This is a genomic window from Streptomyces sp. DF42 (assembly GCF_058267695.1).
In genome coordinates this window covers 5,957,877-5,982,855 of sequence record NZ_CM177859.1, presented here as the reverse complement: position 1 = coordinate 5,982,855, position 24,979 = coordinate 5,957,877, and the positions used below count along the sequence as shown (strand labels likewise).

The window sequence follows — 24,979 nt, the reverse complement described above, 5'->3', positions numbered from 1 at the left end:
GGGCCCGAAACCCGGGGCTCAAGCGTCGGGAGTCAGACGCTGCGGGCGTGGGCGACGAAGGCGGCCCAGGCGCTGGCGGCCACGGCGAGTTGAGGACTCCGAGCGCCGAGCTTCGAGTCTCGGACGTGGGTGGTGTGGGGGCAGGCGGCGACTTCTACGCATTCGCCGCTCTGGTCATCGCTGTGGCTGGACTTGCGCCAGGCGTAGGCGACTTCGAGGCATTCGCCGCCTCCACTGCTGCTGTAGCTGGACTTGAACCACACCAACTCGGTACTCACAGCTCCTCCGCCAACTTCGCGATAAACCGGGCCGACTCGTCGGGGCTGAGAGCCTGCCGGAGGATCATGGCATGCCGCTGAACGATGGCGCTGACCTTATCGACGTCTGCGTACAGCCGTCCGGTCTCCTGCCCTTCCTCAAAGACCAGCAGCTCGTGCTCAGCAGTCTCCAGCAACACGAACGGGCCGTCCACGCCAGGGCCAGCACCCACGAACGGCAGCACCTGGACTGTCACGTTACGCGTCTCGCCTGCCTCCACCAGCCGTAGCAGCTGCCGTTTGTGTGCTTCCACACCCCCAACCGGATTTCTCAGCGCGGCCTCCCCAATCACAAAGCTGAACGCCCTGGTCCGCTTGTCCAGCAGTGCCTGCCGCCCCAGTCGCCCGGCAATCCGCTCCTCAATCGTCTCGTCATCGAGCGGAGGCAGGTATGCGTTGAGCAGTGCCCTGATGGTCTCTTCGGTTTGCAGCAGGCCTGGGATGTGAAGGGGCTGGTAGGCACCCAGGGAGATCGCCTCAGACTCGTACTGAACATAGTCCTCGGCGTATGACAGGAACTTTTCCGGCTTGAGGAACTCCTGCGCAGCAACGAGCTTCCCGCCCGCCCCGCACATCTGATCCGCAACCTGCAACAACCTCAACGTCGGCCGGCGCCTGCCGCACTCCATCGACTTGACGTACTCGTAGTCGTAGTTGACCTCGTTGGCCAGCTCCTGGCGGCTGACGCCGGCCCCCTCCCGCCACAACTTGATCTGGCCGCCGCAGTACCGCCAGCTCTGTTGCGCCTGCTGAGACCCACCCGAGGCCACCGCGCCCACCTGCCTCTCGCCGACACCCCGTGTACAAGCACGCTGTGTACCCAAGTCGCTACTCGTGAGGCTACGCGCCAGCCACCAGCCTGATCTCGGTAAATGACGGAGAATCACACACAAGGAACGAAGCGCGCATGCCGAACCCCGGAGGCCCCGCTCCCCAGCCCACCCCCACCGCGATCCCCCAGGACATCGAGTGGCGCCTGCCCCGCCACGCCCGCAGCGTGAGCAGAGCCCGAACTCTCCTACGAGAGCAAGCCACTTCATGGAAGCTCCCTGCCGAGGTAACGGAGACCGCGGTGCTCCTGCTCAGCGAGCTGATGACAAACGCGTACCACCACGCGAAGGTCTCCCCCGGCCGTGAGATCTGGGCCCGCTGCGCCGTGGACGACGACCGCGTCCGGATCTGGGTGACAGACGCGAACGAGACGCTTCCAGTGCCCCGGAACGCGTCGCCGGACGACGAGTCGGGCCGGGGCCTGGAGCTGGTGGCCACACTGGCGGACGACTGGGGCGCGGCCCCTCGGGAGCGAGGCATCGGCAAGACGGTGTGGTTCGAACTCCGCCTGGCACCTCAGTAGTGGGCCTGAACCGTGTCACGCAGGGACGTTTTTGAGCCAAGGCGACTTCCGGCGGCTCCGATTAGCGCAAGCCTCGATATGCAGACAAAAGCACCCGTAATGGATACGATCACGCCCGGCCGCCCCAAGGCATCCGCCTGTACACGGCTTTCCCAGTGTGACTGGTATCCGGCTACCACCCCGCACCCTCGCCCCCATAAGCTTCTATAAGCAGCCTCAATTCCAGCCGAGAAAGTTGTATGAGGTCGCCGATCGTCAACAGAAACGAGCGAGGCAAGCATGGGCGAAGCGCTCCAGTCGACCGACTCCCGCAAGTCCGGATTTAAGAAATACTGCAACGAACATGACACAGCTAGTGCAATAATCAGCGCCGCCGTGGGAGCAGCAGTAACGGTTGCCCTAACCGTCGCCTTCATGCCCGACTCACAGCCTCTAGTCGTTCACGATCAAGCCTGTCCACCCGGGCAGATTCACCTGAAAGTCACCACCGGCTCGTGACGCCACCGCACTAAATCACCATGCGACTGGGGCCGTTCAATGAGGACGCCCCAGCCGTATCACTTAGGGCCGACCTGAGCCAGCAATGCCAGCACCGACCCTTGCTTTACGAGCGCAGACTTTGCCAACTCCTCCTGAATGATCAGCGCGCGGGATTCCAGGCCTTCAACTAGGTCGACAACAAGTCTCTGCTCCGCGATCGACGGACAAGGAACAGGCATTGACTTCAGTTCCGAAATAGCGATCGTGGCCAAATTAGTAGTTTGCTTGGCAATCCCCAAGATGTATTTCCGTCCAGCGGGGGATGCCATATAGATAGCAAGGAATTCCGGAACCATCCGCCTACTGTCACATCGCACACGGAACACATGGTTCTGATAGACACATGGATCAATTCGCGCGTCCCAAACGGCACCGCGTCCAAGTTTGTCAAAATCACCCCCTTCCGTAAGGAGCAGATCACCCTTCCGCAAAAGGTACCGATCAACCTCTCTGTGAAAAACTCGAATACTCTTTACGCTCTCAGTATCAATAAAACCGTCTTGCACATTAGCAACTCGCAGATATGGAAGTTCAATCGATTCCACTTCAGAGATCGTCCGGCCAAGAGTAACGCCGCCGCACACCTCGGCAATATCCCCAAGCGGAGCCATTTGGCCGGATTGGACTTCAATTGACCCCAAGACGTCAGTATCACCGCTGAAAATCTCGGCCAGACGCCGTCGGATCGACTCGTGCCTAGTCTCGATATCAACCAGCGAGACCCCATACTTTCCCTCCCAAACCCCGTACGCCTCCCCCAACTCCCGCTGACGCCGCACCACATGACCGCCCAGCTTCCCCGCCAGGTCGTCCCGCAGAATCCCCAGGACCACGTCCCGCTCGCCCCCGGACTCGGCCACCACCCCGCGCACCCTCTTCAGCCTCGGCTCCGGCGCGACCGACCCAGACTCGGCCACCGCCCCATCGCCCCCCTCGCCCTCCTCACCCGGAAGCATCAGCAAAGTCCCCTGCCCAGCCTGCGCCGCAGGCGCCACCGCCGCGGCCTTCTTCTTGGCCGCCTTCTCCGACTGCTCCCGCTTCTTCCGCCGGACCCCCGGCACCGGCCAGAAGTCGTCCTCCAACTCCTCGATGACCTTCTTCGCCGCGGTGCGCCGCTTCTTCAGGTCGCGCATCTCCGCATCGCTGAGGACCGCCTCCGCCAGCGCGGGGTCGATCTCCCCGGCCCCAGACCCATCGGACTCCTCGCCGTCCTCCGAGGGCTCCCCGTCCTCACCAGCCTCCGCCGCAGCCCGCGCCGCCGCCAGCGCGGCCTCCGCCTCCAGGCCCGCCTTCACCTTCGCGTCGAGATCCGCGTGCGTGCGGTCCGCGGAGGCCAGTTCCTCAAGAAAGTCGGGGGCGATAGCCGCGATCACCTTGTGGCCGTACGCCTGCCGTCGTTCCGCCGCCGTACGATCACGGGCGCCGCCCGTGCGCGGGTCGGGCTCCGGTGCGAGCATCGTCTCAACCGTTTCGACCCACCCGTCGACGACACCGGCGAAGCCGTTCACCGACAGTGCCTTCAGCTCGTTCTTGGCGTCGTGCCACCACCCGGCGACCGCGCCGGCGAGTGCGTACCGGTCCAGCAGTCCGACCCGCAGCAGACGTTCCCGGAAGGAGTCGATCAAGTCGGCGCGCAGGCGGGCGAGTTGAGCCTTACGCTCGTGCTCTGTGCGGTCGTCGTCCTCAACCGGTTCCAGCGCCGCGATCTGCTCCGTCTCCGAGCCCCACCACTCCTCGAAGGCCGCCCACAGCTTCTGCTCTCGTCCGCTCGCCAGCTCGGCCAGACGGGCCGCGTCCGGGCGCTCGCCCTCGGGCAGGAAGTCGACGTACTCGGGGTCGTCCTCGCGGACCGCGAAGAGATCCCGGACGCCGATGCCGTACGCGTCCAGCAGCGGCTTCTTCGCCTCGATTTCCGCGACCGGGACACCGCCCACCAAGTGGGCCCGTACGTCCTGCGGCTCGGGCGGCGGGGTGTTGTCGACGTAGCGCCGGATGTTGAAGTTGTAGTCGTTCTCCTCCAGTTCGGCGCGGTCGACCACCCGCGCGAAGCCCTCCGCGTCCTTGAAGGCGTGGAACGTGGAGACGATCTTCTCGACGTGCTCGGGCAGGAGGACGTTCTGCGCACGCTCCGCGTGGAACTCCCGGTCCGCGTTGATGAAAAGGACCTTGCCCCGCCGGTCCTGCTGCTCCCCCCGGCCCGGTGCGCGCAGCACGATCACGCAGGCCGGGATACCGGTGCCGTAGAAGAGGTTCGGGGCGAGGCCGATGACCGCCTCGATCAGGTCGTGCTTGAGCAGTTCCGCGCGGATCTTGCGTTCCTCGCCGCCGCGGAACAGGACACCGTGCGGCATGACGGTGAACACGGCCCCGGCCCGCTTCTTCACCATGTCCAGCATGTGTTGGAGGAACATCAGGTCGGCCTTGCCGCGCTCGGACGTCTGGCCGTACGGCATCCGCGTCAGCAGGTCCGGCACCTCGGACTGCTTGTAGTCCATGGAGAACGGCGGGTTGCTGAGGACCAGGTCGAAGTCCCGCTCCGGGTGAAGGGGGGTGGTGAGAGTGTCGCCGGTCCGCAGGGAGAAGTGCTTGGCGCTGTGGAAGAGCATGTTCATGGTGGCCATGACCCAGGAGCCGCTGTTCGCGTCCTGCCCGGCGAGCAGCAGGTCGTCGGAGTCCTCGCCGTGCTCGTCGATGTACTCCATGGCGTGGATGAGCATGCCGCCGGAGCCGACGCACGGGTCGTAGATCCGCATGCCGCCGTGCGGCCGGGCCAGCTCGACCATCATGCGGACGACGGAACGCGGGGTGTAGAACTCGCCGCCCTTGCTGCCGGCCGAGTCCGCGAAGTCCTTGATCAGGTACTCGTACGCGGCGCCGATCATGTCGGGGAACTCGAAGTCCTCCCCGCGCAGCCGGATGCTTCCGAAGTGCTCGATCAGAGCCTCAAGACGCCTGTCGGCGAGCCCTGCCGCAGAGCCCTGGCCGCTGCTGCCGCCGCCGATACGGTTGAAGTTGACGTGCCCGAACAGTCCGCGGAGTTCGCTGTTGCCCTCTTGGTTCTCCAGGGCGTCCAGAGCGGGCTGGAGGTACTCCATGGCCACGTTGTCCTGGGCACCGGCCAGCAGCTCCCAGCGGGCCTTCTCCGGGACGAAGATGACACCGCGGGGGCGGTAGAACTCGAACTGCTCGGCGTCGTCCTCGGCGTCCTCACGGCTCTCGCCGGCCTTCAGCCGCTCCGCGATGATCGCCTCGCGCGCGGCCTCGAACTCGTCGTTGACGCGCTTGAGGAAGAGCAGGACGAAGATGAAGTCGCGGTACTCGGCGGCGTCCATCGTGCCGCGCAGGATGTCCGCCGCCGCGAAGAGATGGCGTTCCAACTGCGCGAGCGTGAGCTTGGCCACGTACGGCACTCCCCTGAGATGACTGGATGTCCGGTTGCGGATGCACCGGGAAGCCTACGGCTTGCCGGGCATGCGACAGCACCGTATCCAGCCAGTCACCGTGCGCTGCCGGGGTGACGAGCCGGGGCCGTCACCGATCCCACGCGTCGCTTCTTCCCTCACCACTCCCTGCGGCAGCTCCGGCCTGCGTCACCAGCAGGTCAGTAGTCGATCACGTCCAGGCCGTCCTCCACGAAACTCCATACGTTGGTGTACGGGTCCCAGTGGTTCTGATCGGGGCCCGTGTGCCCCGCGCTGATCTGCTTGGCGTGCTGCCGGGCCTTCTTGTACTTCCCCTGCAGCTGACCCGGCATGACGCGCTTGGCCTGCTCCGAGGAGACGGACCGGATGGTGGGGCCGTAGGTCTGGGCGAAGCCGTGCTGGTTCTTCAGCTTGCCCGCCGCACTGTCGCAGACGCCGCCGAGGGTGCTCGTGTAGTTCTGGTAGTGGAGCAGACGCCACAGCTCGAAACAGGGGTGGGAGTAGGCGATGTGCAACTTCGCCTTCCGGGCTCGCGAGAACGCGGTCGGGATGTCCTCGTGCTGGTCCCGGTCGAAGAGGCACCACACCTGAGGCCAGTTCCAGCTCTCGGGATCCAGCTTCGCCTTCTTCGCGGCCTTCTCGACCTCGGTCCACTTCCCGATGGCCTCGTCCACGAGCGGCAGCGGCTTGCGGCGCTTCGTCGGCGCGTTCAGGTTCTCCACACTGCAGATGACCTCGCGACCCTGTTGTGCGCGGGTGCCCTGGGCGGTGACGAACTCGATGAATTCCGGCTCGGTGACCTCACCCTCGGTGAACACGTACACCTCACGCGGACGATCCTGAGGCAGCACTCTTCTGTGCCGGCCTGTGATGTTGTCCCGCCCCTTGTCCCTCGCCATCAGGAACGCTCTGCCTCCCCTGCCAGTGCCGTCAGCACTCTGCGACCGATCTGTCCTTGAGTCACCTTGGGAACGGCGCCGAACGCGCCCGCGAGGTAGGAGTCCATGAGGTCCTCGTCGGGACCCGGCTCCGCGTCGCTCAGCGGGTACAGCTCCGTGGCACCGCCCGCGTCCTTCTCCGTGAGCCAGATCTGTCCGGGCTCCAAAGGGCGCCCGCCTCTCGGTGACTTGAGCAACGACGGAGCGTGTGAGGTGAAGACCAGCTGGGCGCCCTTGGTGTTGACCCAAGGTGCCTGGAAAAGGCGTACGACCTCTGCGGCGAAACGTGGGTGCAGGCTGGAGTCAAGCTCGTCGATCAGCAGGACGGCGCCCTTGTCCAGCGCCAGCAGTAGCGGTCCGATCAATGCGAACCACGAACGTGTGCCGAACGATTCGCGCTGCCAGTCCAGTGCCACGGGTTCATCGGAGTCGCCACCGTGCAGCAGTCGCACGAGTGGCGACTGCCCAGGGCGCTGTTCCACCTCCGCGCCCCGGATACCGAGATCGGCGACACGAAGGAGTTCCTCGATACGGTCGCGGGCGCCCTCGTTCAGCAGTTGCCGGGCGGTGTAGGCCTCGCGCTGCGTGCGCTCGGTCTCCGGCGTGACATCCCACAGGTTCTGGTTGAACCAGTCGTAGATTCTGGTGAGTTGAGGGTGGTTGTCGTTCGCCGCCCGACTCAGAAGGAGGGCGTTCGGGCGCGTGGTCCGAGCGAGCAGCGCGCGGTCGTGAATACGGTCGCCGGGGAACTCGAAGACGTTGTCACGCGTAGCGTCGCGGTCCAGCCAGACCTGGCGCCGCCCCTTGGGATAGGCGTGCAGCCACTCGGACTCCACCACGCTCGCCCCGAGCTCGAACCCATAGGTCCAGCGCACACCGTCATCGAGTACGAAGTCCGCCTCGTAGAAGGTGCTCTCCGCGGCCGACTTCGGGTCGAGCGCGAACTCCTCACGAGGAATCCCCTGGTACGACGTCCACTGAGCGTAGGACCCGAGGACCGCTTCTTTCATCTTCTTCAGCGCGATGATCACATTGGACTTGCCCGAGGCGTTCGCGCCGAAGATCCCCAGAAGCGGATAGACCTGTAGTGACTTGCCATCCGACAAGGTCAGCGTGCGGGCAGCGTCCGACTCCTCGCCCTGGGGCACGACGAAGGACAGCTCCTGCTCGTCGCGCAGCGACCGCACATTCGCCACTCGGAATCTCAAAAGCATGCCGTCCTCCTCCCGTCGCGCACAGGGTATCCGCGTGATCGCGCACACGCCTACCGGACGGTCACACCGGTCGGAGTCCCGGGCAAGTCACACCAGCCGTCGCGCCGTAGCCCACCGCGTCAGCTCGTGCCGGTTCGACAGCTGCAACTTCCGCAGGACCGCCGAGACATGGGACTCGACCGTCTTCACGGAGATGAAGAGCTGCTTGGCGATCTCCTTGTACGCGTATCCGCGCGCGATGAGCCGCAGCACCTCCCGCTCCCGCTGGGTGAGACGGTCCAGGTCCTCGTCGACCGGCGGGGCGTCCGTGGAGGCGAAGGCGTCGAGAACGAACCCGGCCAGGCGCGGGGAGAAGACGGCGTCGCCCTCCTGGACGCGGAAGACGGAGTTGACGAGGTCCGTGCCGGTGATCGTCTTGGTGACGTAGCCGCGCGCACCGCCGCGGATCACGCCGATCACGTCCTCCGCCGCGTCCGACACGGACAGCGCGAGGAAGCGCACCGGCTGCTCGGCGTCCGCCATCAACGCGGCGCAGCGGCGCAGCACTTCGACCCCGCCTCCGCCCGGGAGATGGACGTCGAGAAGGACCACCTCGGGGCGGGTCGCGGCGATGACCGTGACGGCCTGGTCGACGTCGGCGGCCTCGCCGACGACCTCCACGCCGGTCTCGTCGGTCCGGCCGATCTCGGCCTGGACGCCCGTACGGAACATGCGGTGGTCGTCGACGAGGACCACACGCACATGGCGCTCGTCCGCGCCGCCCGCAGCCGTCGGCTCAGTAGGCTCCGCGCTCGCCTCGGTCGGGTCGCTCATCACGTCTTCTCCGCCCTCTCCATCTCCAGCTCGACCTCCGTGCCGCCGTCCGGCACCGCGCGCAGCCGCGCCGTGCCGCCGTTGCGCTCCATGCGGCCGATGATCGATTCTCTGACGCCCATACGGTCGGCGGGTATCGAGTCCAGGTCGAAACCGGGGCCGCGGTCCCGGACCGACACGAAGACCGTCCTTCCCTCGACTTCGGCGTAGACCTGTACGGCGCCGCCCTCGCCACCGTACTTGGCGGCGTTCACCATGGCCTCGCGCGCGGCCTGCATCTGTGCGCCGACGCCGTCGTCGAGCGGGCAGTCGCCGACTACGACGACCTCTATGGGGACGCCGTGCTTGTCCTCCACCTCCGCGGCGTTGCGCCGCACCGCGTCGGCGAGGGTGGTGGGTTCGTCGGCCTCGTCCTTGCCGGTGCCCTCGGGCTTGTAGAGCCAGGTGCGCAGGTCGCGCTCCTGGGCGCGGGCGAGGCGGCGCACCTCGTTCGCGTTCTCCGCGTTGCGCTGGATCAGGGTCAGGGTGTGCAGCACGGAGTCGTGGACATGGGCGGCTACCTCGGCGCGCTCCTGTGCGCGGATGCGCATCAGCCGCTCCTCGGAGAGGTCCTGGGTCATACGGACGAGATACGGACCCGCGAGGAGCGTTATCCCGACGAGGACCGCGAGGGCCGCCTGCAGGACGGAACCGAGATGGGCGGCGGAGCCCTGCAGTACGAAGACGCCGGAGACGCCCGCCGTGACGAGGAGGACACCGGCCGCGGCACGCAGCAGGGTGAGCGTGCGCCGGCGGCTGCCGACCTCGACCCAGCGGGCCCGGCGGGCGTTGTCCGCCTGCCGCCAGACGAGGGCGACGCCCGCGCCGACGAGGACGACGGGCCAGAGGTAGACCTTGGCGCCACCGCTCAGATTCACGTTGCCCACGAAGACCATGGCCACCACGACCATGAGGAGCAGCGCGACGATCTGGCCCCGGTCCGGCCTGCGGGCGACCAGTCTGCGGCGGCCGTCGGGCGAGGTCTCGGTGCCGACCAGCGACGGGGGTTTCTGTCCGCCGACGCCGCCGACGCCGAGCGGCACGAAGAACCAGAACGCGGCGTACAGCAGCGCGCCGAGGCCGTCCGCCATGAACAGGCCCACGAAGACGAGCCGCACCCAGATGACGGGCAGCCCGAGATGCCCGGCGAGCCCCCGCGCCACGCCACCGAGCCAGCGTCCGTCGCTGCTGCGGTAGAGCTTGCGCGGCGGCCGCGGTTCGACGAGTGGCGCTGCGGCGGCTTCCGGCATGGCATCGATACTCACACGGTCGGCGGACACGGGCATCAGGGTCGGCCCCCGAGACTCCCCTGATCTTCGAAGCCGGGCCGCGTCGAACGCCTCCCGGGCGCCGGCTCAGGGGCGATATCAGGGTCCGGCCAGGGTCGAACCGACTCCCGCCCGGGCTGCCCGGCCGTCACCATGGACACATGACAGATCACGAGCGCGCCGCGACGGGTCCGGGACCCGGCTCCGGCCCGCGCCCCGCTCCGGGCGCCGGGCCGCAGGACGCCGAGCGCGCCGCGGACGCCGCCCCCGCGGCCGGGGCGGGACCCGGCGGCGAGGCCGGGGCCGGTGCCGATCCGGGCCCCGGCAGCGGAGAAGGACCCGGCGCCGGGCCGAACCCCGATGCTCGGCAGAACCCCGGTACCCGGCCGGACCCCGGCACCGCCGCACCCTCGGCCGAGGCGGCAGCCGGCAGCGGAGCAGGACCCGCCGCCGCAGGGCCCAGGGCCCAGCCGAACCCCGGCGCCGGTCCGAACCCCGGAGTCCGGCCGGACCCGAGTGCCGCAGCGGGCCCGGGCCCCGGTAGCCCTGCCGACTCCGCATCCGGTGACCCCGCCGGCGCGGGCGGGGGTTCGCGGGCGGGCGGGCGGGCGGGCGCGCAGGACCAGGGAAGCTCGGACGCGAAGGCCGGCGAGGCCCCCCGCAGGCTCCGGCGCGACCGCCGGTACAAGGCGCTGGCCGGGGTGTGTTCCGGGCTCGGGCGGCAGTGCGACATGGACCCGGTGATCTTCCGGATCACCCTCGTCGTGCTCTCCATGACCGGCGGCATCGGCCTGATCTTCTACGGCTTCGCGTGGCTCCTCGTCCCGTACGAGGACGAGGAGGAGAACGAGGTCCGCAAGCTGCTGACCGGCCGGGTCGACGGCCAGGCGCTGACCGCGGTGCTGTTCGCGCTGGTCGGCTGCGGGGTGTTCCTGACCATGCTGAGGAACGGCAGCGTGCTGGCCTTCGCCGTCGTCCTCTCCCTGCTCCTGGCGGGCGCCGGTTACTGGTCGCGGCAGCGCGGCGCTCCCGACCCCGACCCGCTGGCCGCCCAGGCCGCCGCCGACGCTCCGCCGGAGGCGCAGGCACCGCCGGTCCCTGCCGCCTACCCCTCCTGGTGGCGCGACCCCATCGTCAAGGACGGCACACACGTGGGCGGCACCGGCTATCTGTGGGGCCCCCAGGGCTCACGCGACCGGGACATCGCGGCGGCGGTCAACATCAGCCTGGGCCGCTCCTGGACCGACCCCGCGGCGTCCATACGGACCCCGCGCGCCCCGGCACCGAAACCACGCGGCCCCCGCTGGATCGGCGGCTGGGTCTTCCTGCTGGCGGTGGGCGCCGGAGCCCTCGGCACGGGCCTCACGTGGGAAGACCACGCGCTGGGCACCAGCCTGCAGACCGGGCTCGCCTGCGCGCTGACCGTCTTCGGTCTGGGCATCGCGCTCAGCGCGTTCCTGGGGCGTACGGGAGCGGGGTCGGTCTTCCTCGCCATCGTCACGGCGGCCCTGCTCGGCGCGTCGGCCGCACTGCCCAAGGACATCGACACCCACTGGGAACGCCTGACCTGGCAGCCCGCCGCGGTCGCGGACGTACGGCCGAAGTACGAACTCGGCACCGGCGTCGGCACCCTGGACGTCAGCAAGCTGAGCGTGGGCAGGGGGCGGACGGTGAGCACGGACGCCTCGGTCGGAGCGGGCCGGCTGAAGGTGATCGTGCCGAAGGACGTCACCGTGCGGCTGAGTATCGACGTGGGGGTGGGCGACATCCAACTGCCGGGCGACAAGCAGAAGGACGTGGACGTGGAGCCGGGCAAGCACAAAGAGGTGACCCTGCCCCCGATCGCGGGCGGCGAGAACACCGGCACGCTCGACCTCGATCTCCATGTCGGCGTCGGACAGGCGGAGGTGGCACGTGCTGCGTCATGAGTTCCAGCCCGGGAAGCTGGTCGCCGGTTTCTTCCTCGCCCTGGCGGGCGTGGTCTTCGCCGGTGACGCGGGCGGGCTGTGGGAGACGCCGTGGTTCGCGGTGATACCCGTCGTCACGGGCGGACTGTGCCTCGCCGGGGCAGTCGGGGTGGTGAGCCGGGCCGTACGCCGGCGACGAGCCGTAGCACGGCCCACGGACACGGCGCAGACGCCGCTGGACGCATCGCCCTGAAAGGGGCGGTGGCGGAGGGCTCCGGGTCGCCCCGGGGCTCCGCCACCGGTAGCCCCCGCCGACCAGGAGCTACCGGTAACCTCCCGCCCGCTGCCTTCGCCGCGCGCGGAGTGCGGCGTCCAGGGAGAACACGGAGGCGCCGGCGAGGACGAGGGGGATCCAGGCCATCAGATAGGCGAGGTCGTTGCCGTAGTAGTACGGGTCGGAGGACCAACTCACGGTCAGCCACAGGCTGAGGGAGATCAGTGCGCCGCCGAGCGCGGCAAGGCGGGCGAGCAGACCGATCAGGGTGCCGATGCCGACGGCCAACTCGCCGAGGGCGATGGCGTAACCGAAGCCCACGGGGTTCTTCAGAGCCATGTCGACCAGGGCGGGGATGGCGGAGGAGTTGCGGACGCCGCGCATCATGTCGCCGATCGAGCCACTGCCGGAGTCCTTCATGAACGCGCTGTTGGTGAGTTTGTCGAGGCTGGCGTAGATGAAGGTGACGCCGAGGAAGACCCGAAGAGGAAGGAGGGCGTATCGGGTGGCGGCTTCGCGCCAGCTCCGGTCGCCGTCGAGATAGGGGGTGTGCGTGTCCGTGCGCATGCCATGAGTCATCGCTGTCGCCTCTCGCCCGCTGTGCCGGGACCCCTCACAAGACGATACGTACGTAAGGGACGGTGCACTCAATCCGGTCGTACCGATTTCGGCGCCGGTGCGGAGGAACTGCTCCTCAGTCCGTCGCCCCAACCCGTCGCCTCAGTCCGTCACGTCGATCGCGTATCTGTTGGTCTCTACCCCCGCTGCCGTCACTACTTGCACCTCGACCCTCCCCGGTTCCACGTCCGCCGGTACGGGGACGGTCAGTACCGCGTCCGTCGGGTTGCTGAAGCCGCCGGTCACGGGGACGAGTGGCACATGGACGTTGACCGTGCCGATGCGGACCACCATCCGCGTCAGCCGGTCGGCGCCGTGCGTGCCCGGGGGGACGAAGCCCGCGCCGCGGATCTCGATGTCGTCGCCCGTGCGGATGGGGGCGTCGAGGTCGCCGGCCTCGCGGGCGCGCACCACGGAGAGGATCACGGGGCGGCCGCCCTCCGCGTACTTGCCGGCCACATAGGTCGCCGCCGACACCAGCACCACCACCGCGAGACCCCACGGAAGGTCCGGCAGCTGGTCCGGGCGCCGGGCGAGCCGCACCGCGGCGAACAGCAGGGCGACGGTGCTGATCACGACGTACTGGATGTCGGCGAAGGTGCCGCGGCCCGCGTCGTCGGTGAGCAGGTCGGCCGCCCGGGGCCGGTACGCCCGTACCTTCTGCAGCCGCTGGCCGAGGATCCGCAGCCCGACCACGCGCCGCACCAGCACCGCGATGCCGCACACCACGGCGAGGACGGTCACGACACCGGCGCCGCGGGCGAGTTCGAGGCCGGAGATCAGCGCGTCGCGCTCCGCGTGGTCGGACGCGGCGGCGAGGCGGACGGCCAGGACCAGCACGGCGTAGACGATGAACAGCACCCAGGCCGCCGCCACCGCGCGGGAGGTGGACAGACGGTTGTCCTCGCCGATGACGGGAGCCAGTACGCCGCCCCGCGCGCGGTGGAACCAGGACGCCGCGGTCAGCGCACCACCCGTGATCAGGGCCGCCAGCAGACCCGCCGTACGCGCCGTCGTCCAGCCCGCACCGATCGCGGTCAACGCCTGCACCAGCAGCAACACGACCACCAGCGACCACACCGCACACACCGTCCACCGCCACAGGCGGGCCAGCCAGGCCTCGCCCTCGGCGCGGCCGCGGTCGGCGACGAGTCCGGCGGACTGGCTGAGTTCCTCCGAGACCCACTGGCGGGAGGCCGAGGCCGAGTGCGCCACCGCGGCGGGCACGCCCTCTCCGGCCGCGAACCCGTCGCGCATCAGCAGGAATTCGGCGACCGCGCGCCGGTGCCCCTCGCGCGCCCCGTGCGGGCAGTCCCCGCAGGTGCAGCCGCCTCCATGGGAGCTTCCCGGCACGTCCGCGCCGCCTCTCGCCTCCTGCACCGCCACGCCCGCCGCCCGCCTTCCCCGCAAGCCCCCGTGTGATGACAGCGAATTGTGCCCTACGCCACCCCACCCGCGTCCGGCAGGTCTGGTCAGCGCGGGGTGAGGCGGGCCCGCCGTGTTGACCCTGCTGCGAGAATTTCCCTATGGCCGAGATCATCCAGCGGGACGGAACCTGGGCCTTCGACGGCACCACGGTCAGGATCACGCCGGGTCTGCACCGCTCCGTGCCACTGTTCCGGCAGACGTACGGGGAGGTGGCGGTGCCCCTCGAAGCCGTCGCGGGCGTGGTCTTCGAACCCGAACGCAGGCGCGGACGGCTGCGGATGCGGCTGCGCGAGGGGGCCGACCCGCTGCTCCAGGCGACCGGCGGACGGCTGCCGGACGAGGCCGATCCGTACCGGCTGCAGGTGGACGTGGACCGTGCCGGGGTCGCCGAGTACGTCGCCGAGGAGATCCGCCGGGCCCTCATGCTGGACCAGGTGCCCAAGGAGCCGACGAAGGCGTACATGCTGCCGGGGCCGCCCGTTCCGGTCTCGGTCCGTTCCTCCGACGGCACTGTCTCCTTCGACGGCAGCCAGGTGCGCATCGACTGGGCCGACACCTCCGAGCGGGTCAAGCGCGCGACCGGGCCACGGATCATCACGGTCGGCGATCTCGTCCAGGTGGAGTGGCTGCCCAACTCGGGCTACGAGGACGGCTTTCTGCGGTTCGTGACCCGCGAGACGGTGTTCTCCAAGCTGCCGCCGGAGAAGGACCCCTACGCCCTGGACCTGTGGGGCAGCGCCCGCCGCGACCTGCTCACCGCGCTCGTGGCCACCGCGATCACCGCCCGACTGCCGCACCCGTCCACCCGCAACGGGGGCGGGTACGACGAGCTGGAGGCCCGGCGCAAGCCGGCGCCCGCCGTCCCGGCCCCGGCCGACCACCACGACGTACTCCTGCGGCGCCTGCGGGAGTTGGGCGAGCTGCACCGGGACGGGGTGCTCACGGACGAGGAGTTCGCGAGGACCAAGGCGGCCGTCCTGCGCGGCTTCTGAGCCGCACCGGCCGCACCCCTGGCCTTCGGCCAGCGCTAGCTCAGCAGATCGGGTTCGCTGCGGCTGATGTCCTGCCACAGCGGCTGGTAGTTGATCCATGCCACCAGGTCGCCGCCGAGCTGTTCGCGGGTCGCCGCGGCCAGTCGGTGGTCGATGAGGAGCGGGCGGCCGGCAGCCTTGGCGGTCAGCTGCACCTGGGCGGACCGTTCCATGGACACGAACCACCAGGCGGCCGCGTCCACCGAGTCGCCGACCGTGAGCAGCCCGTGGTTGCGCAGCACGAGCGCCTTGCGGGAGCCGAGTGCGGTGGCGATGCGGGAGCCCTCCTCGGCGTCGACGGCGACTCCGGTGTAGGCGTCGTACAGGGCGTGGTCCTCGTAGAAGGCGCAGCTCTCCTGGGTGATCGGGTCGAGTAGATCGCCGAGAGCGGACAGGGCCCGGCCGTGCACGGAGTGGCAGTGGGCCACTGCCACCACGTCGGGGCGGGCCGCGTGGACCTGGGAGTGGACCGTGAACGCGGCCTGGTTGACGTGATAGCGGCCGTCGATCACCTGCCCGTCGGAGTTGGCGAGCACCAGGTCGCTCACGGTGACGTGCCTGAAGGACATCCCGAACGGGTTGACCCAGAAACAGTCGCTGTACTCGGGGTCGCGCGCCGTTATATGCCCCGACACGCCGTCCTCGAAGCCGAGCCGTCCGAAGATCCGCAGGGCGCCCGCGAGCCGCTCCTTGCGGTGACGCCGCTCGTCGTCGACCGAATCGTGCATGGGCGGCATCGCGAACCGCAGCCGGTCGTTCGGGAGGGCGGGGGGCGGAGTGGGCGCGGCCCCGGGGGTCCCGTGCATGTGTCCTCCAGCACTGGCTTGCCTTACGGGGCGGAAGTTACCCTCAGTCAGCTCAGGAGAACAGAGATGTTCTGTAAAGATGACGCGCGCAACCGTTCCGGGTGCCTGTGGGTCTGGAGTGCGGAACCACAGGTTCAGCACCAGTTTTCAGCCAGCCAGCACAGCCGGCGCAGCACCCTCCGGAGTCCTCCTTGAGCCAGGCCGAACGCCATCTCCACGCCCTCATGCGGCAGCTCGCGACCCAGCAGCACGTCGTCGAGCTGGTCCATCCCTTCGCCGAGCTGAAGACCTTCGGGGCGCTCGTGTACGTCGCCGAGTGCTTCGGCTTCCGTTACGCCGGCCTCCGGCTCGTCGGCCGGCACAAGATCCTGCACGTCCGTCTCGTCCGGGACGCCGAACCATGGGCCCAGCAGCGCGCGGCGGCGAACGTCGCCACGTTCGGGCAGGTGGGCGCGGGCGGGCCGGTGCCCGGCATGTACCTGAACTCGCTCACGCCGGTACCCGAGGCCCAGGCGGACGTCGACCTGCTGACCGCGCTCGTCCGGTACGACGCCCTGGTCGAGGCGGGCAACCGCCGGCAGTTGCTGACCATCGGCTGGGGCTCCGGCGCCGTGTGCCTCCTGCTGGCACTGCTCACCGGCGTCTACGCCGTCCTGCTGCCGCTCGCCGTGCTGCTGCCGGCGCTGGTGCTCGGCGCCCTGCGCGTCAACACGGTCCGGCGCGCGAAGCTGGCCAAGCAACTGACCGCGGCCGGGTGCACCCAGGTGCGGGACGACGCGGGCCGCGAGCGGTACGTGCGGCCGTTGCCGTACGGGGCGTCCTCACCGCAGGCGTGACATCTGCGCCGATACCCGACAGCGGATGTCGGGTATCGGCGCCACACTCGCCGTATGACAGCGAACACGGCCGCCAACTGGGCGGCTTTCACCGAGGCGGAGCCCGCACTGGCGCGGATCGCGGAGGACCGCTTCGGCGCCTTCACCCATCACGTTCTCGCCACGCTCCGCACGGACGGCTCCCCCCGCACCTCCGGCCTGGAGGTCCGTTTCCTCGACGGCGAACTGTGGCTCGGCATGATGCCGGGCTCGCTCAAGGCCCTGGACCTGAACCGCGACCCGCGCTTCGCGCTCCAGGCGAACCCGGGGCCGGGCACCGGGATGGGCGGCGGTGACGTACGGGTCGGCGGGCGGGCGATCGGCGTCGAGGACGGCGAGGCGAAGAAGGCGTACGCGAAAGAGGTGGAACCGCCGGAGCCGTTCCACCTCTTCCGCACCGAGCTGACCGAGGTCGTACGGACCTACGTCGAGGACGACAAGTACCTGGTCGTCGAGGTCTGGAAGCCCGGCAGGCCCCTGCGCACCGTCAGGCGCACCTAGGGCCTACTCCCATTCGATGGTGCCCGGCGGCTTCGAGGTCACGTCGAGGACGACTCGGTTGACGTCCGCGACCTCGTTGGTGATCCGTGTCGAGATCTTCGCCAGCACGTCGTAGGGCAGACGCGACCAGTCGGCCGTCATGGCGTCCTCGCTCGACGCCGGGCGCAGGACGATCGGGTGGCCGTAGGTGCGGCCGTCGCCCTGGACGCCGACGCTGCGGACGTCCGCGAGCAGGACCACGGGGCACTGCCAGATGTCGCGGTCGAGGCCGGCCGCGGTCAGTTCCTCGCGGGCGATGGCGTCGGCTTCGCGCAGGAGGTCGAGACGCTCCTTCGTCACCTCGCCGACGATGCGGATGCCGAGGCCCGGGCCGGGGAACGGCTGGCGCTGGACGATCTCGTCCGGGAGCCCGAGCTCCTGGCCGACCATCCGGACCTCGTCCTTGAAGAGCTTGCGCAGCGGCTCGATGAGCTGGAACTCGAGGTCTTCCGGAAGCCCGCCGACGTTGTGGTGGGACTTGATGTTGGCGGTGCCGGTGCCGCCGCCGGACTCGACCACGTCCGGGTAGAGCGTGCCCTGGACCAGGAACTCCACCGCCGGACCGGCGTCCGCGATGATCTCGGCCTGCGCCTGCTCAAAGACCCGGATGAACTCGCGTCCGATGATCTTGCGCTTCTCCTCGGGGTCGGAGACGCCCTTCAGCGCGGTGAGGAAGCGCTCCTCCGCGTCCACGACCTTCAGCTGTACGCCGGTCGCGGCCACGAAGTCCTTCTCGACCTGCTCGGTCTCGCCCTTGCGCATCAGGCCGTGGTCGACGTACACGCAGGTCAGCTGGGAGCCGATGGCCTTCTGTACGAGGGCGGCGGCAACGGCGGAGTCGACGCCGCCGGACAGACCGCAGATGGCACGCCGGTCGCCGACCTGCTCGCGGATGGCCGCGACCTGCTCCTCGATGACGTTCCCGGTGGTCCAGGAAGGCGTGAGCCCGGCCCCCCGGTACAGGAAGTGCTCCAGCACCTGCTGGCCGTGCGTCGAGTGCATGACCTCGGGGTGGTACTGGACGCCGTACAGCTTCTTCTCGTCGTTCTCGAAGGCGGCGACCGGGACGACGTCCGTGGACGCCGAGACGGTGAAGCCCTCGGGGGCGGCGGAGCAGGCGTCGCCGTGCGACATCCACACCGACTGCTCGTCCGGGGTGCCCTCGAAGAGCGTGGAGCCCGACTTGGAGACATGCAGAGGCGTACGGCCGTACTCGCGGGCGCCGGTGTTGTCGACCGTGCCGCCGAGGGTCGTGGCCATCAGCTGGAAGCCGTAGCACATGCCGAAGACGGGGACGCCGGCCTCGAAGATCTCGCGGTCGAGGCGCGGAGCGCCCTCCGCGTAGACCGACGAGGGACCGCCGGAGAGGATGATCGCAGCCGGGTTCTTGGCGAGCATGTCCGCGACCGGCATGGTGCTCGGCACGATCTCGCTGTAGACCCGGGCCTCGCGGACGCGGCGGGCGATGAGTTGGGCGTACTGCGCGCCGAAGTCGACGACCAGGACGGTGTCGGGAGCGGCGGCAGCGGGGGTCGCTGATGACACGGGGTGCCTTCCGGCGGTCGGGCGGGGGTCTGTGGTCACCGATTCTAACGGGGTGCGGGACGGTCACCTCGCGTGAGCTGGGGGCTGCCGCTCCCAGGCCCCCGCTTCGGCCTGAACGGCCTCGTCCTCAAACGCCGGACAGGCTGGATGCGACTGGACGTGACTGGATGCGGCTGGATGCGGCTGGATGTGACCAACGCCGCTTGGAAGGGGACCCCAGCCCCGTGCATACTGACCGCATGCTCACGCACCCGACCTTCCGCTTTACCTATGGCATCCGGCCCGCCGGTTGCCATGGTCGTGCTGCTTGAGCTACTGACAAGCGACTTCCCAGGCGCCCCGGGCCGACAAGGCCCGGGGCGTCTGTCGTTTCCGGGTCCCGTCGGTCCGGGGCTCCCGCCGAGCCATCCGACAAGGAGCCCCGACATGACCACCACCACCACACCCGAGCAGACCATCGCCGACGCCCGGGAGCGCATCGACGCCCTCGACGACCGGATCATCGGCCTGATCCAGGAACGGGTCGCCGTGTCCGCCGTGGTCCAGGAGACACGGATCGCGTCCGGCGGCCGGCGCGTGAACCTGTCCCGCGAGAACGAGATCCTCGGCCGCTTCAGGGACGCGCTGGGCAAGCCGGGAACGGCGCTGGCGATGACGCTGCTCGAACTGTCCCGGGGGCAAATCTGAGTTCGAGTCCCCTCTCACCCGTACGGCGCGTGACCGTCCCGCGAACCGCTTCGTTGGTGCTGGTGTCCGTGCCAGCCAGGGGCGGGCCCGAAAGAACCACGCGTGGCTTGCTGGAGCGATGAGACGTACGGGTCGTGCCGCACGTCGTGGGACCTCGTTCCAGGGTTGTGGCCGGACGGCAGGGGACAGCAGCCCGGTCACCCAAGTAAACGGTCGGCTCCGGGGACGCCCGGGGCCGACCGGCGGAAAATGCAAAAATGCACAACCCTGGGTCAAACGGTTGCGTACGCCCCGTCCATCCAGCACGATGCGTAGAAAGCCCCAAGTCCCGCCGCAGCCAACCGCATTGCTTGCACTTCCGCACCGCCAGAGGTCGAGACCACCCGTGCGCCCCAACTGCGCCGGGGAGGCGACCCAGGGCACACGAGACAAGCGGCGCAACCCCCCGGCGCCGCTCCCAGGCACCGGCGCTGCCCTGACGTCGGTGCTGACGGAGAAGGGCCCCGCGGCCCAAGCCCGCGGGGCCCTTCGCATGCCCGGACAGTGGTGCAGGCCACATAAGAATTTTGTCAATGTCTGCACAACCATCCACACGCCTCACGGATCCAACATGCGAAACCAGGGCCACACCCGCGCCCCACACGCGGAGCCCTTCCACTGGACTCCCTTGAGGTTTTCATGAAGCTTCGTCGTGTCATGGCCACTGCGGCCGCGACGGCTGTCATAGCGCCCCTCGCCCTGCTCTCGGCTCCGGCGGCGTTCGCGGACGAGACTCCCAGCACGTCGACGAGCAGCCCCGCCGCCGACACCACTCCCGCCGCGGACCAGAGCACCCCGGCCGCCGAGGACAGCACCCCCGCCGCGGACGAGAGCACTCCCGCGACCGGCGAGAGCACTCCCGCCGCGGAGGAGAGCACCCCGGCCGCCGGCGAGAGCACTCCCGCGGCGGACGAGAGCACCCCGGGCGGGGACGAGAGCAGCGCCGGCGCGTCTGCCTCGCCGAGCCCCGGTGAGAGCACCCCGGGTGGCGCCGAGCTCTGCGTCGACGAGAACGGCGACAGCACCGCCGAGCTCAGCTCCGACCTGAAGAGCGGCCTGTCCGGCCTGCCCGACACGATCGTCGCCGGCAGCGGCTGGACCGGGTTCTCCTTCAACGTCACCAACCACGGCGACGAGACGATCAAGGACATCAAGCCGCTGATCGGTGTCGCCGCCATCGGCTGGGAGGACGCGAAGGACTACTCCGGCGAGATCAGGGTCCAGGTCTTCGACAAGTCCTCCAAGTCCTGGCGGACGATCGCGGACGCCGCGGGCGAGGGCGGAACATTCACCGCGTTCTCGCTCGGCGCGGGCCAGTCCGTCTCCTACCAGCTGCGCCTCAGTGTCAGCGGCAAGGTGCCGGACTCCCTCGGGCTGACCGGTGGTCTCGCCGAGTACGCGGACGACAAGGGCTGCTGGGTCGCCGACGACCCGAACGGCTGGGTCTACTTCTTCGACATCCTGGCCGCCGGGTCCGACGCCGGAAACCCGAACGACGCCAAGCCGCAGACCGGCGGCGTGAAGGACCTCTCGGACGTGAACGACGTGGCCGCCACCGGCAGCCTCGCCGAGACCGGCTCCAGCTCCGCGCTGCCGATGATCGGCCTCACCGGCGGTCTCGCGGTCGCCCTGGGCGCCGGCGCGGTGTTCGTGGTGCGTCGGCGCAAGTCCGGTACGCACGCGTAACCAGACCTGCTGAAAGAACCGGAAGGACCCGCACTCGGAGGGGGGTGCGGGTCCTTCTGCTTCTCTGCGTCGCTTGTTCTGTTTCTGCTGCGTCTTCTACGTCTTCGGCTACTTCCTGAACGTCTTCGGCTACTTCTTCTGGTTCTTCGGCATGGCCGGCATTCCCAGGAAAGGCAGCTTCAGCGCGCCGAAGGCGTCCGCCGGGACGGCCGGGGTGTTCGGCTCCACCGGCTTCAGGCGCTCGTACGCCGCCCCCTGCTGCGGACGCGGGTCCTCCTCGCCCTTGTTGGGCCAGTACGACATCGCGCGCTCGGCCTGGGCGGTGATGGTGAGGGACGGGTTCACCCCCAGGTTGGCGGAGACCGCGGCGCCGTCGACGACCGAGATGCCGGGGTGGCCGTAGAGGCGGTGGTACGGGTCGATCACGCCGGTCTCGCGCGAGGCGCCGATCGGGCAGCCGCCGAGGAAGTGGGCGGTGAGAGGGGTGCCCATGAGTTCGCCGACGTTCGAGCCGGCGAAGCCGTTGATGTCGGCGGCGATCGCGGCGGCGGACTCCGAAGCGGCCCTGATCTGCTTGGGGTTGGGGGCGCCGTGGCCCTGGCGGGCGGTCAGCAGGCCCTTGCCCACGCCGTCCGGTTTCAGGTACGTCGTCAGGGAGTTGTCCAGCGACTGCATCACCAGACCGATGATGGTCCGCTCCGACCAGTGGTGGTTGGAGAGGGAGCGCAGGACGAGGAGGGGGTGGCGGGCCGCGTTCCGCAGCCAGGCCAGCACCCGCGACGAGCCCTCCGCGTACGGCACTTGGAGGATGGAGAGGCCGCCCATCGAGTTGGAGCCCTTGCCGTAGCGGACCGGCTCGATGTGGGTGTTCTCGTCCGGGTGGATGGACGAGGTGATCGCGACGCCCTGGGTGAAGTCGACCTTCGCCGCGCCCGTCGCCCTGCGGTACCGGCGGTTGTCCGTCTGCGCGCCGACAACCGCCTCGGAGTTGGTGCGGGTGAGTTCACCCAGCTTGCCTGAAATGTACGGGAGTTGGCCGCCCGTCTTCATCCGGTGCAGCAGGGTCTGGGTGCCGTAGGTGCCGGCGGCCAGCACCACGCGGCGGGCCTTGAAGGTGCGGCCCGCGGAGTTCTTCTTCCCGTCCGTGGGGAGGGTGGCGATGGCGTAGCCGCCCTGGGAGTCGTCCGTCACCGATACGACCGTCGTCATGGGGTGCACCGCCGCGCCCGCCTTCTCGGCGAGGTACAGGTAGTTCTCGTTGAGGGTGTTCTTCGCGCCGTGGCGGCAGCCCGTCATGCACTCGCCGCACTCGGTGCACGCGTTGCGGGCCGGGCCCGCGCCGCCGAAGTAGGGGTCGTTCACCTGCTCGCCGGGGGCGGCCTTCGCCGTGCCCTCCGCGTCCTTGCCGTCTCCGAAGAAGACGCCGACCGGCGCCATGTGGAAGGTGTCGCCGACGCCCATCCGCTCGGCGGCCGCCTTCAGGTGCACGTCGGACGGGGTCATCGTCGGGTTGAGCCGTACGCCGAGCATGCGCTGCGCCTGGTCGTAGTACGGCTTCAACTCCTCTTGCCAGTCCGTGATGTCACGCCACTGCGGGTCGTCGAAGAACGGCTTCGGCGGCACGTAGAGGGTGTTGGCGTAGTTGAGGGAACCGCCGCCGACGCCGGCGCCGGCCAGGACCATGACGTTGCCCAGCAGGTGGATGCGCTGGATGCCGTACATGTTGAGCTTGGGGGCCCAGAGGTAGTTCCTGAGGTCCCAGGAGTTCTTGGGGAGGGTGTCGCGGGTGAAGCGGCGGCCGGCTTCCAGGACACCTACGCGGTAGCCCTTCTCGGTGAGGCGAAGGGCGGTGACGGAGCCGCCGAAACCCGAGCCGACGACGATGACGTCGTAGTCGTAGGTGTCCTGTGACACGTGCTCTCCTCGTTGAGAACGGATGGTCCTACTTGAAGCGCAGGGCCTTCATCAGCCGGAGGCTGCGGCTCATGAACTGCGCGTACTTCTCGTCGTCCATCCCCAGCGAGGGGGCCATCGGCAGCAGGCGCTGCTGGGCGACCGTCTGGGCCTCCGTGTACTTGAGGATGCCCTCCGAGCCGTGGCGGCGGCCGAGGCCGGAGTCCTTCATGCCGCCCATGGGGGACTGGACGCTGCCGTAGGCGGGCGCGTAGCCCTCGTTGACGTTCACGGTTCCCGTACGGAGGCGGGAGGCGACCTCGCGGCCGCGGCTGCCGTTCTTCGTCCAGACCGAGGAGTTCAGGCCGTACGGCGTGGAGTTGGCGTGCTCGATCGCCTCGTCGTCGCTCTTGAAACGGTAGAGGGAGACGACGGGGCCGAAGGTCTCCTCGGTGCAGACCGACATCGGCTCGGTGACGTCGTCGAGGATCGTCGGCTCGAAGAAGTACGGGCCGATGTCCGGGCGGGCGACGCCGCCCGCGACGACCTTCGCGCCCTTGGCCACGGCCTCCTCCACGTGCCGGGTCACCGTCTCCAGCTGGCGCTGCCCCACCAGCGAGCCCATGTCGGCGCCGTAGGCGAGGGAGGTGCCGAGCCGCATCGCCTTCGTGCGGGTGGCGAAGCGGTCCAGGAAGGTGTCCGCGATCGACTCGTGGACGTACAACCGCTCGATGGAGATGCACAGTTGGCCCGCGGAGGAGAAGCAGGCACGCACCGCGCCCGCGGCGGCCTTCTCTATGTCGGCGTCGTCCAGGACCAGCATCGCGTTCTTGCCGCCGAGTTCGAGGGAGACCCCGACCAGACGGGCGGCGGCGCCCTGGGCGACCTCGCGGCCGGTGCGGGTGGAGCCGGTGAAGGAGACGTAGTCGGCGCGCTTGACGAGCTCCGGGCCGACGACGGGTCCCTCGCCGAGGACGACCTGGAAGACGGCGGCGGGGAGCCCTGCCTCGATGAGCAGGTCGCGTGCCCACAGAGCGGTGAGGCAGGTCTCCGTGTCCGGCTTCATCACCACCGCGTTGCCCGCCACGAACGCCGGGAGCGCGTCGCCCACCGACAGTTCCAGGGGGTAGTTCCAGGGGGCGATCTGGCCCACCACGCCGCGCGGGTGGCGCAGTTCGGTGACGCGGGTGAGGGTGGGCATGGCGCCCGCGTGCCGCTTGGGCTTCAGATAGGCGGCGGCCCGGTGGCCGTAGTGGCGCGCCGCGACGGCGACGGCCTGGACCTCCTCGTGGGCGTGCAGCCGGGCCTTGCCGGTCTCCAGCTGGATCAGGTCGAGGACCTCGGCCTGGCGCGCGAGCACCAGGTCGTGGAAGCGGAGCAGTACGGCCGCGCGCTGTCGGACCGGCGTCTGCGCCCACACCGCCTGCGCGGCACGGGCGGCGTCGAAGGCCTTGGCCACGTCCTCGGGCGTGGACTCCGGCAGGTCGGCCAGCTTCTCGCCGGTGAACGGCGTGTGGTTGGCGGTGCGGCCGGTGCCGACCACGCCCTTGGTGAGCTGTGCGATCAGCTCGGGCGTCACCACGTCGGCGGCGGTACGGGCGCCCTTCGGAGCGGGGGCGAGGGGATTCGTGCCGGTCTTGGCCGGGGCTTGCGCGTCCGTCATGAGGCGCAGGGTATGCCGGTGCGGAGGCTTTGGGTACCCGTCGGTAACGCGGCTTCACGCAGTGCACACACGCCGCCAGTGG

21 protein-coding genes are annotated in these 24,979 nt (G+C 69.3%); 8 read left to right on the top strand and 13 right to left on the bottom strand.

All coding sequences use genetic code 11. From position 1 onward, the window contains the following. Window positions 1-32: 32 nt before the first annotated feature. Window positions 33-278 (bottom strand): DUF397 domain-containing protein, encoded by a 246-nt coding sequence (locus ACYUED_RS27550; protein WP_491286068.1) that lies wholly within the window; start codon window positions 276-278, stop codon window positions 33-35. Beyond that, window positions 275-1,087 carry a helix-turn-helix domain-containing protein gene (locus ACYUED_RS27545; protein WP_491294457.1) on the bottom strand — a complete coding sequence of 271 codons (813 nt, stop codon included), beginning with the start codon at window positions 1,085-1,087 and terminating at the stop codon, window positions 275-277. Before ACYUED_RS27545 ends, ACYUED_RS27550 begins: the two co-directional genes overlap by 4 nt. Before the next feature lie 137 nt (window positions 1,088-1,224). Between ACYUED_RS27545 and ACYUED_RS27540 the strand changes: the two genes are divergently transcribed. Next, window positions 1,225-1,671 carry an ATP-binding protein gene (locus ACYUED_RS27540; protein ID WP_491286066.1) on the top strand — a complete coding sequence of 149 codons (447 nt, stop codon included), beginning with the start codon at window positions 1,225-1,227 and terminating at the stop codon, window positions 1,669-1,671. Between the two features lie 557 nt (window positions 1,672-2,228). Here the strand turns inward: ACYUED_RS27540 and ACYUED_RS27535 are convergent. The 5 genes from ACYUED_RS27535 to ACYUED_RS27515 all read right to left on the bottom strand — a co-directional run bounded on the left by ACYUED_RS27535 (window position 2,229) and on the right by ACYUED_RS27515 (window position 9,887). Beyond that, window positions 2,229-5,612: an N-6 DNA methylase gene (locus ACYUED_RS27535; protein ID WP_491286064.1), complete on the bottom strand. Its 3,384-nt coding sequence runs from the start codon at window positions 5,610-5,612 to the stop codon at window positions 2,229-2,231. Window positions 5,613-5,812: 200 nt separating this feature from the next. Next, window positions 5,813-6,532, bottom strand: coding sequence for an RloB family protein (locus ACYUED_RS27530; RefSeq protein ID WP_491286062.1), 720 nt, complete (start codon window positions 6,530-6,532; stop codon window positions 5,813-5,815). Beyond that, complete coding sequence (locus ACYUED_RS27525) at window positions 6,532-7,785, bottom strand: AAA family ATPase (RefSeq protein ID WP_491286061.1); 1,254 nt, start codon at window positions 7,783-7,785, stop codon at window positions 6,532-6,534. Before ACYUED_RS27525 ends, ACYUED_RS27530 begins: the two co-directional genes overlap by 1 nt. 87 nt (window positions 7,786-7,872) lie before the next feature. After that, window positions 7,873-8,598 carry a LuxR C-terminal-related transcriptional regulator gene (locus ACYUED_RS27520; protein ID WP_491286059.1) on the bottom strand — a complete coding sequence of 242 codons (726 nt, stop codon included), beginning with the start codon at window positions 8,596-8,598 and terminating at the stop codon, window positions 7,873-7,875. After that, entirely contained in the window at window positions 8,598-9,887 is a 1,290-nt protein-coding gene (locus ACYUED_RS27515; protein ID WP_491294455.1) for an ATP-binding protein, read from the bottom strand. The genes ACYUED_RS27520 and ACYUED_RS27515 overlap by 1 nt, the downstream gene beginning before the upstream one ends. Window positions 9,888-10,066: 179 nt before the next feature. Between ACYUED_RS27515 and ACYUED_RS27510 the strand changes: the two genes are divergently transcribed. Both ACYUED_RS27510 and ACYUED_RS27505 read left to right on the top strand, forming a co-directional pair. Then, window positions 10,067-11,833: a PspC domain-containing protein gene (locus ACYUED_RS27510; RefSeq protein ID WP_491286057.1), complete on the top strand. Its 1,767-nt coding sequence runs from the start codon at window positions 10,067-10,069 to the stop codon at window positions 11,831-11,833. Continuing rightward, entirely contained in the window at window positions 11,820-12,065 is a 246-nt protein-coding gene (locus ACYUED_RS27505; protein ID WP_491286055.1) for a hypothetical protein, read from the top strand. The genes ACYUED_RS27510 and ACYUED_RS27505 overlap by 14 nt, the downstream gene beginning before the upstream one ends. A 69-nt stretch (window positions 12,066-12,134) precedes the next feature. Here ACYUED_RS27505 and ACYUED_RS27500 read toward each other — a convergent pair whose 3' ends face one another. Both ACYUED_RS27500 and ACYUED_RS27495 read right to left on the bottom strand, forming a co-directional pair. Beyond that, entirely contained in the window at window positions 12,135-12,665 is a 531-nt protein-coding gene (locus ACYUED_RS27500; protein ID WP_491286052.1) for a DoxX family protein, read from the bottom strand. Between the two features lie 141 nt (window positions 12,666-12,806). Then, window positions 12,807-14,090, bottom strand: coding sequence for a hypothetical protein (locus ACYUED_RS27495; RefSeq protein WP_491286050.1), 1,284 nt, complete (start codon window positions 14,088-14,090; stop codon window positions 12,807-12,809). A gap of 140 nt (window positions 14,091-14,230) precedes the next feature. Between ACYUED_RS27495 and ACYUED_RS27490 the strand changes: the two genes are divergently transcribed. Further along, complete coding sequence (locus tag ACYUED_RS27490) at window positions 14,231-15,124, top strand: DUF4429 domain-containing protein (RefSeq protein WP_491286049.1); 894 nt, start codon at window positions 14,231-14,233, stop codon at window positions 15,122-15,124. A 35-nt stretch (window positions 15,125-15,159) separates the two neighbouring features. Here ACYUED_RS27490 and ACYUED_RS27485 read toward each other — a convergent pair whose 3' ends face one another. Further along, on the bottom strand, window positions 15,160-15,969 hold the full coding sequence (locus ACYUED_RS27485) for a class II aldolase/adducin family protein (RefSeq protein ID WP_491286047.1): 810 nt from the start codon (window positions 15,967-15,969) through the stop codon (window positions 15,160-15,162). 191 nt (window positions 15,970-16,160) lie between these two features. Here ACYUED_RS27485 and ACYUED_RS27480 point away from each other — a divergent pair, with 191 nt between their 5' ends. Together ACYUED_RS27480 and ACYUED_RS27475 are read left to right on the top strand one after the other, a co-directional pair. Continuing rightward, the gene (locus ACYUED_RS27480; RefSeq protein ID WP_491286045.1) at window positions 16,161-16,805 is read left to right on the top strand and encodes a hypothetical protein; all 645 of its coding nucleotides are present in this window, start codon (window positions 16,161-16,163) and stop codon (window positions 16,803-16,805) included. 54 nt (window positions 16,806-16,859) lie between these two features. Next, on the top strand, window positions 16,860-17,345 hold the full coding sequence (locus ACYUED_RS27475; RefSeq protein ID WP_491286043.1) for a pyridoxamine 5'-phosphate oxidase family protein: 486 nt from the start codon (window positions 16,860-16,862) through the stop codon (window positions 17,343-17,345). A gap of 3 nt (window positions 17,346-17,348) precedes the next feature. Here ACYUED_RS27475 and guaA read toward each other — a convergent pair whose 3' ends face one another. Next, entirely contained in the window at window positions 17,349-18,929 is a 1,581-nt protein-coding gene (gene guaA, locus ACYUED_RS27470) for a glutamine-hydrolyzing GMP synthase (protein WP_491286040.1), read from the bottom strand. Window positions 18,930-19,355: 426 nt separating this feature from the next. Between guaA and ACYUED_RS27465 the strand changes: the two genes are divergently transcribed. Next, complete coding sequence (locus ACYUED_RS27465) at window positions 19,356-19,616, top strand: chorismate mutase (protein WP_491286038.1); 261 nt, start codon at window positions 19,356-19,358, stop codon at window positions 19,614-19,616. A gap of 678 nt (window positions 19,617-20,294) precedes the next feature. Next, window positions 20,295-21,341 carry an LAETG motif-containing sortase-dependent surface protein gene (locus ACYUED_RS27460; protein ID WP_491286036.1) on the top strand — a complete coding sequence of 349 codons (1,047 nt, stop codon included), beginning with the start codon at window positions 20,295-20,297 and terminating at the stop codon, window positions 21,339-21,341. Window positions 21,342-21,470: 129 nt separating this feature from the next. Here ACYUED_RS27460 and ACYUED_RS27455 read toward each other — a convergent pair whose 3' ends face one another. Together ACYUED_RS27455 and ACYUED_RS27450 are read right to left on the bottom strand one after the other, a co-directional pair. Next, window positions 21,471-23,255, bottom strand: a complete 1,785-nt coding sequence (locus tag ACYUED_RS27455; protein ID WP_491286034.1) for a GMC oxidoreductase — start codon at window positions 23,253-23,255, stop codon at window positions 21,471-21,473. Between the two features lie 28 nt (window positions 23,256-23,283). Next, the gene (locus tag ACYUED_RS27450; protein WP_491286032.1) at window positions 23,284-24,897 is read right to left on the bottom strand and encodes a succinic semialdehyde dehydrogenase; all 1,614 of its coding nucleotides are present in this window, start codon (window positions 24,895-24,897) and stop codon (window positions 23,284-23,286) included. Window positions 24,898-24,979: the final 82 nt, after the last annotated feature.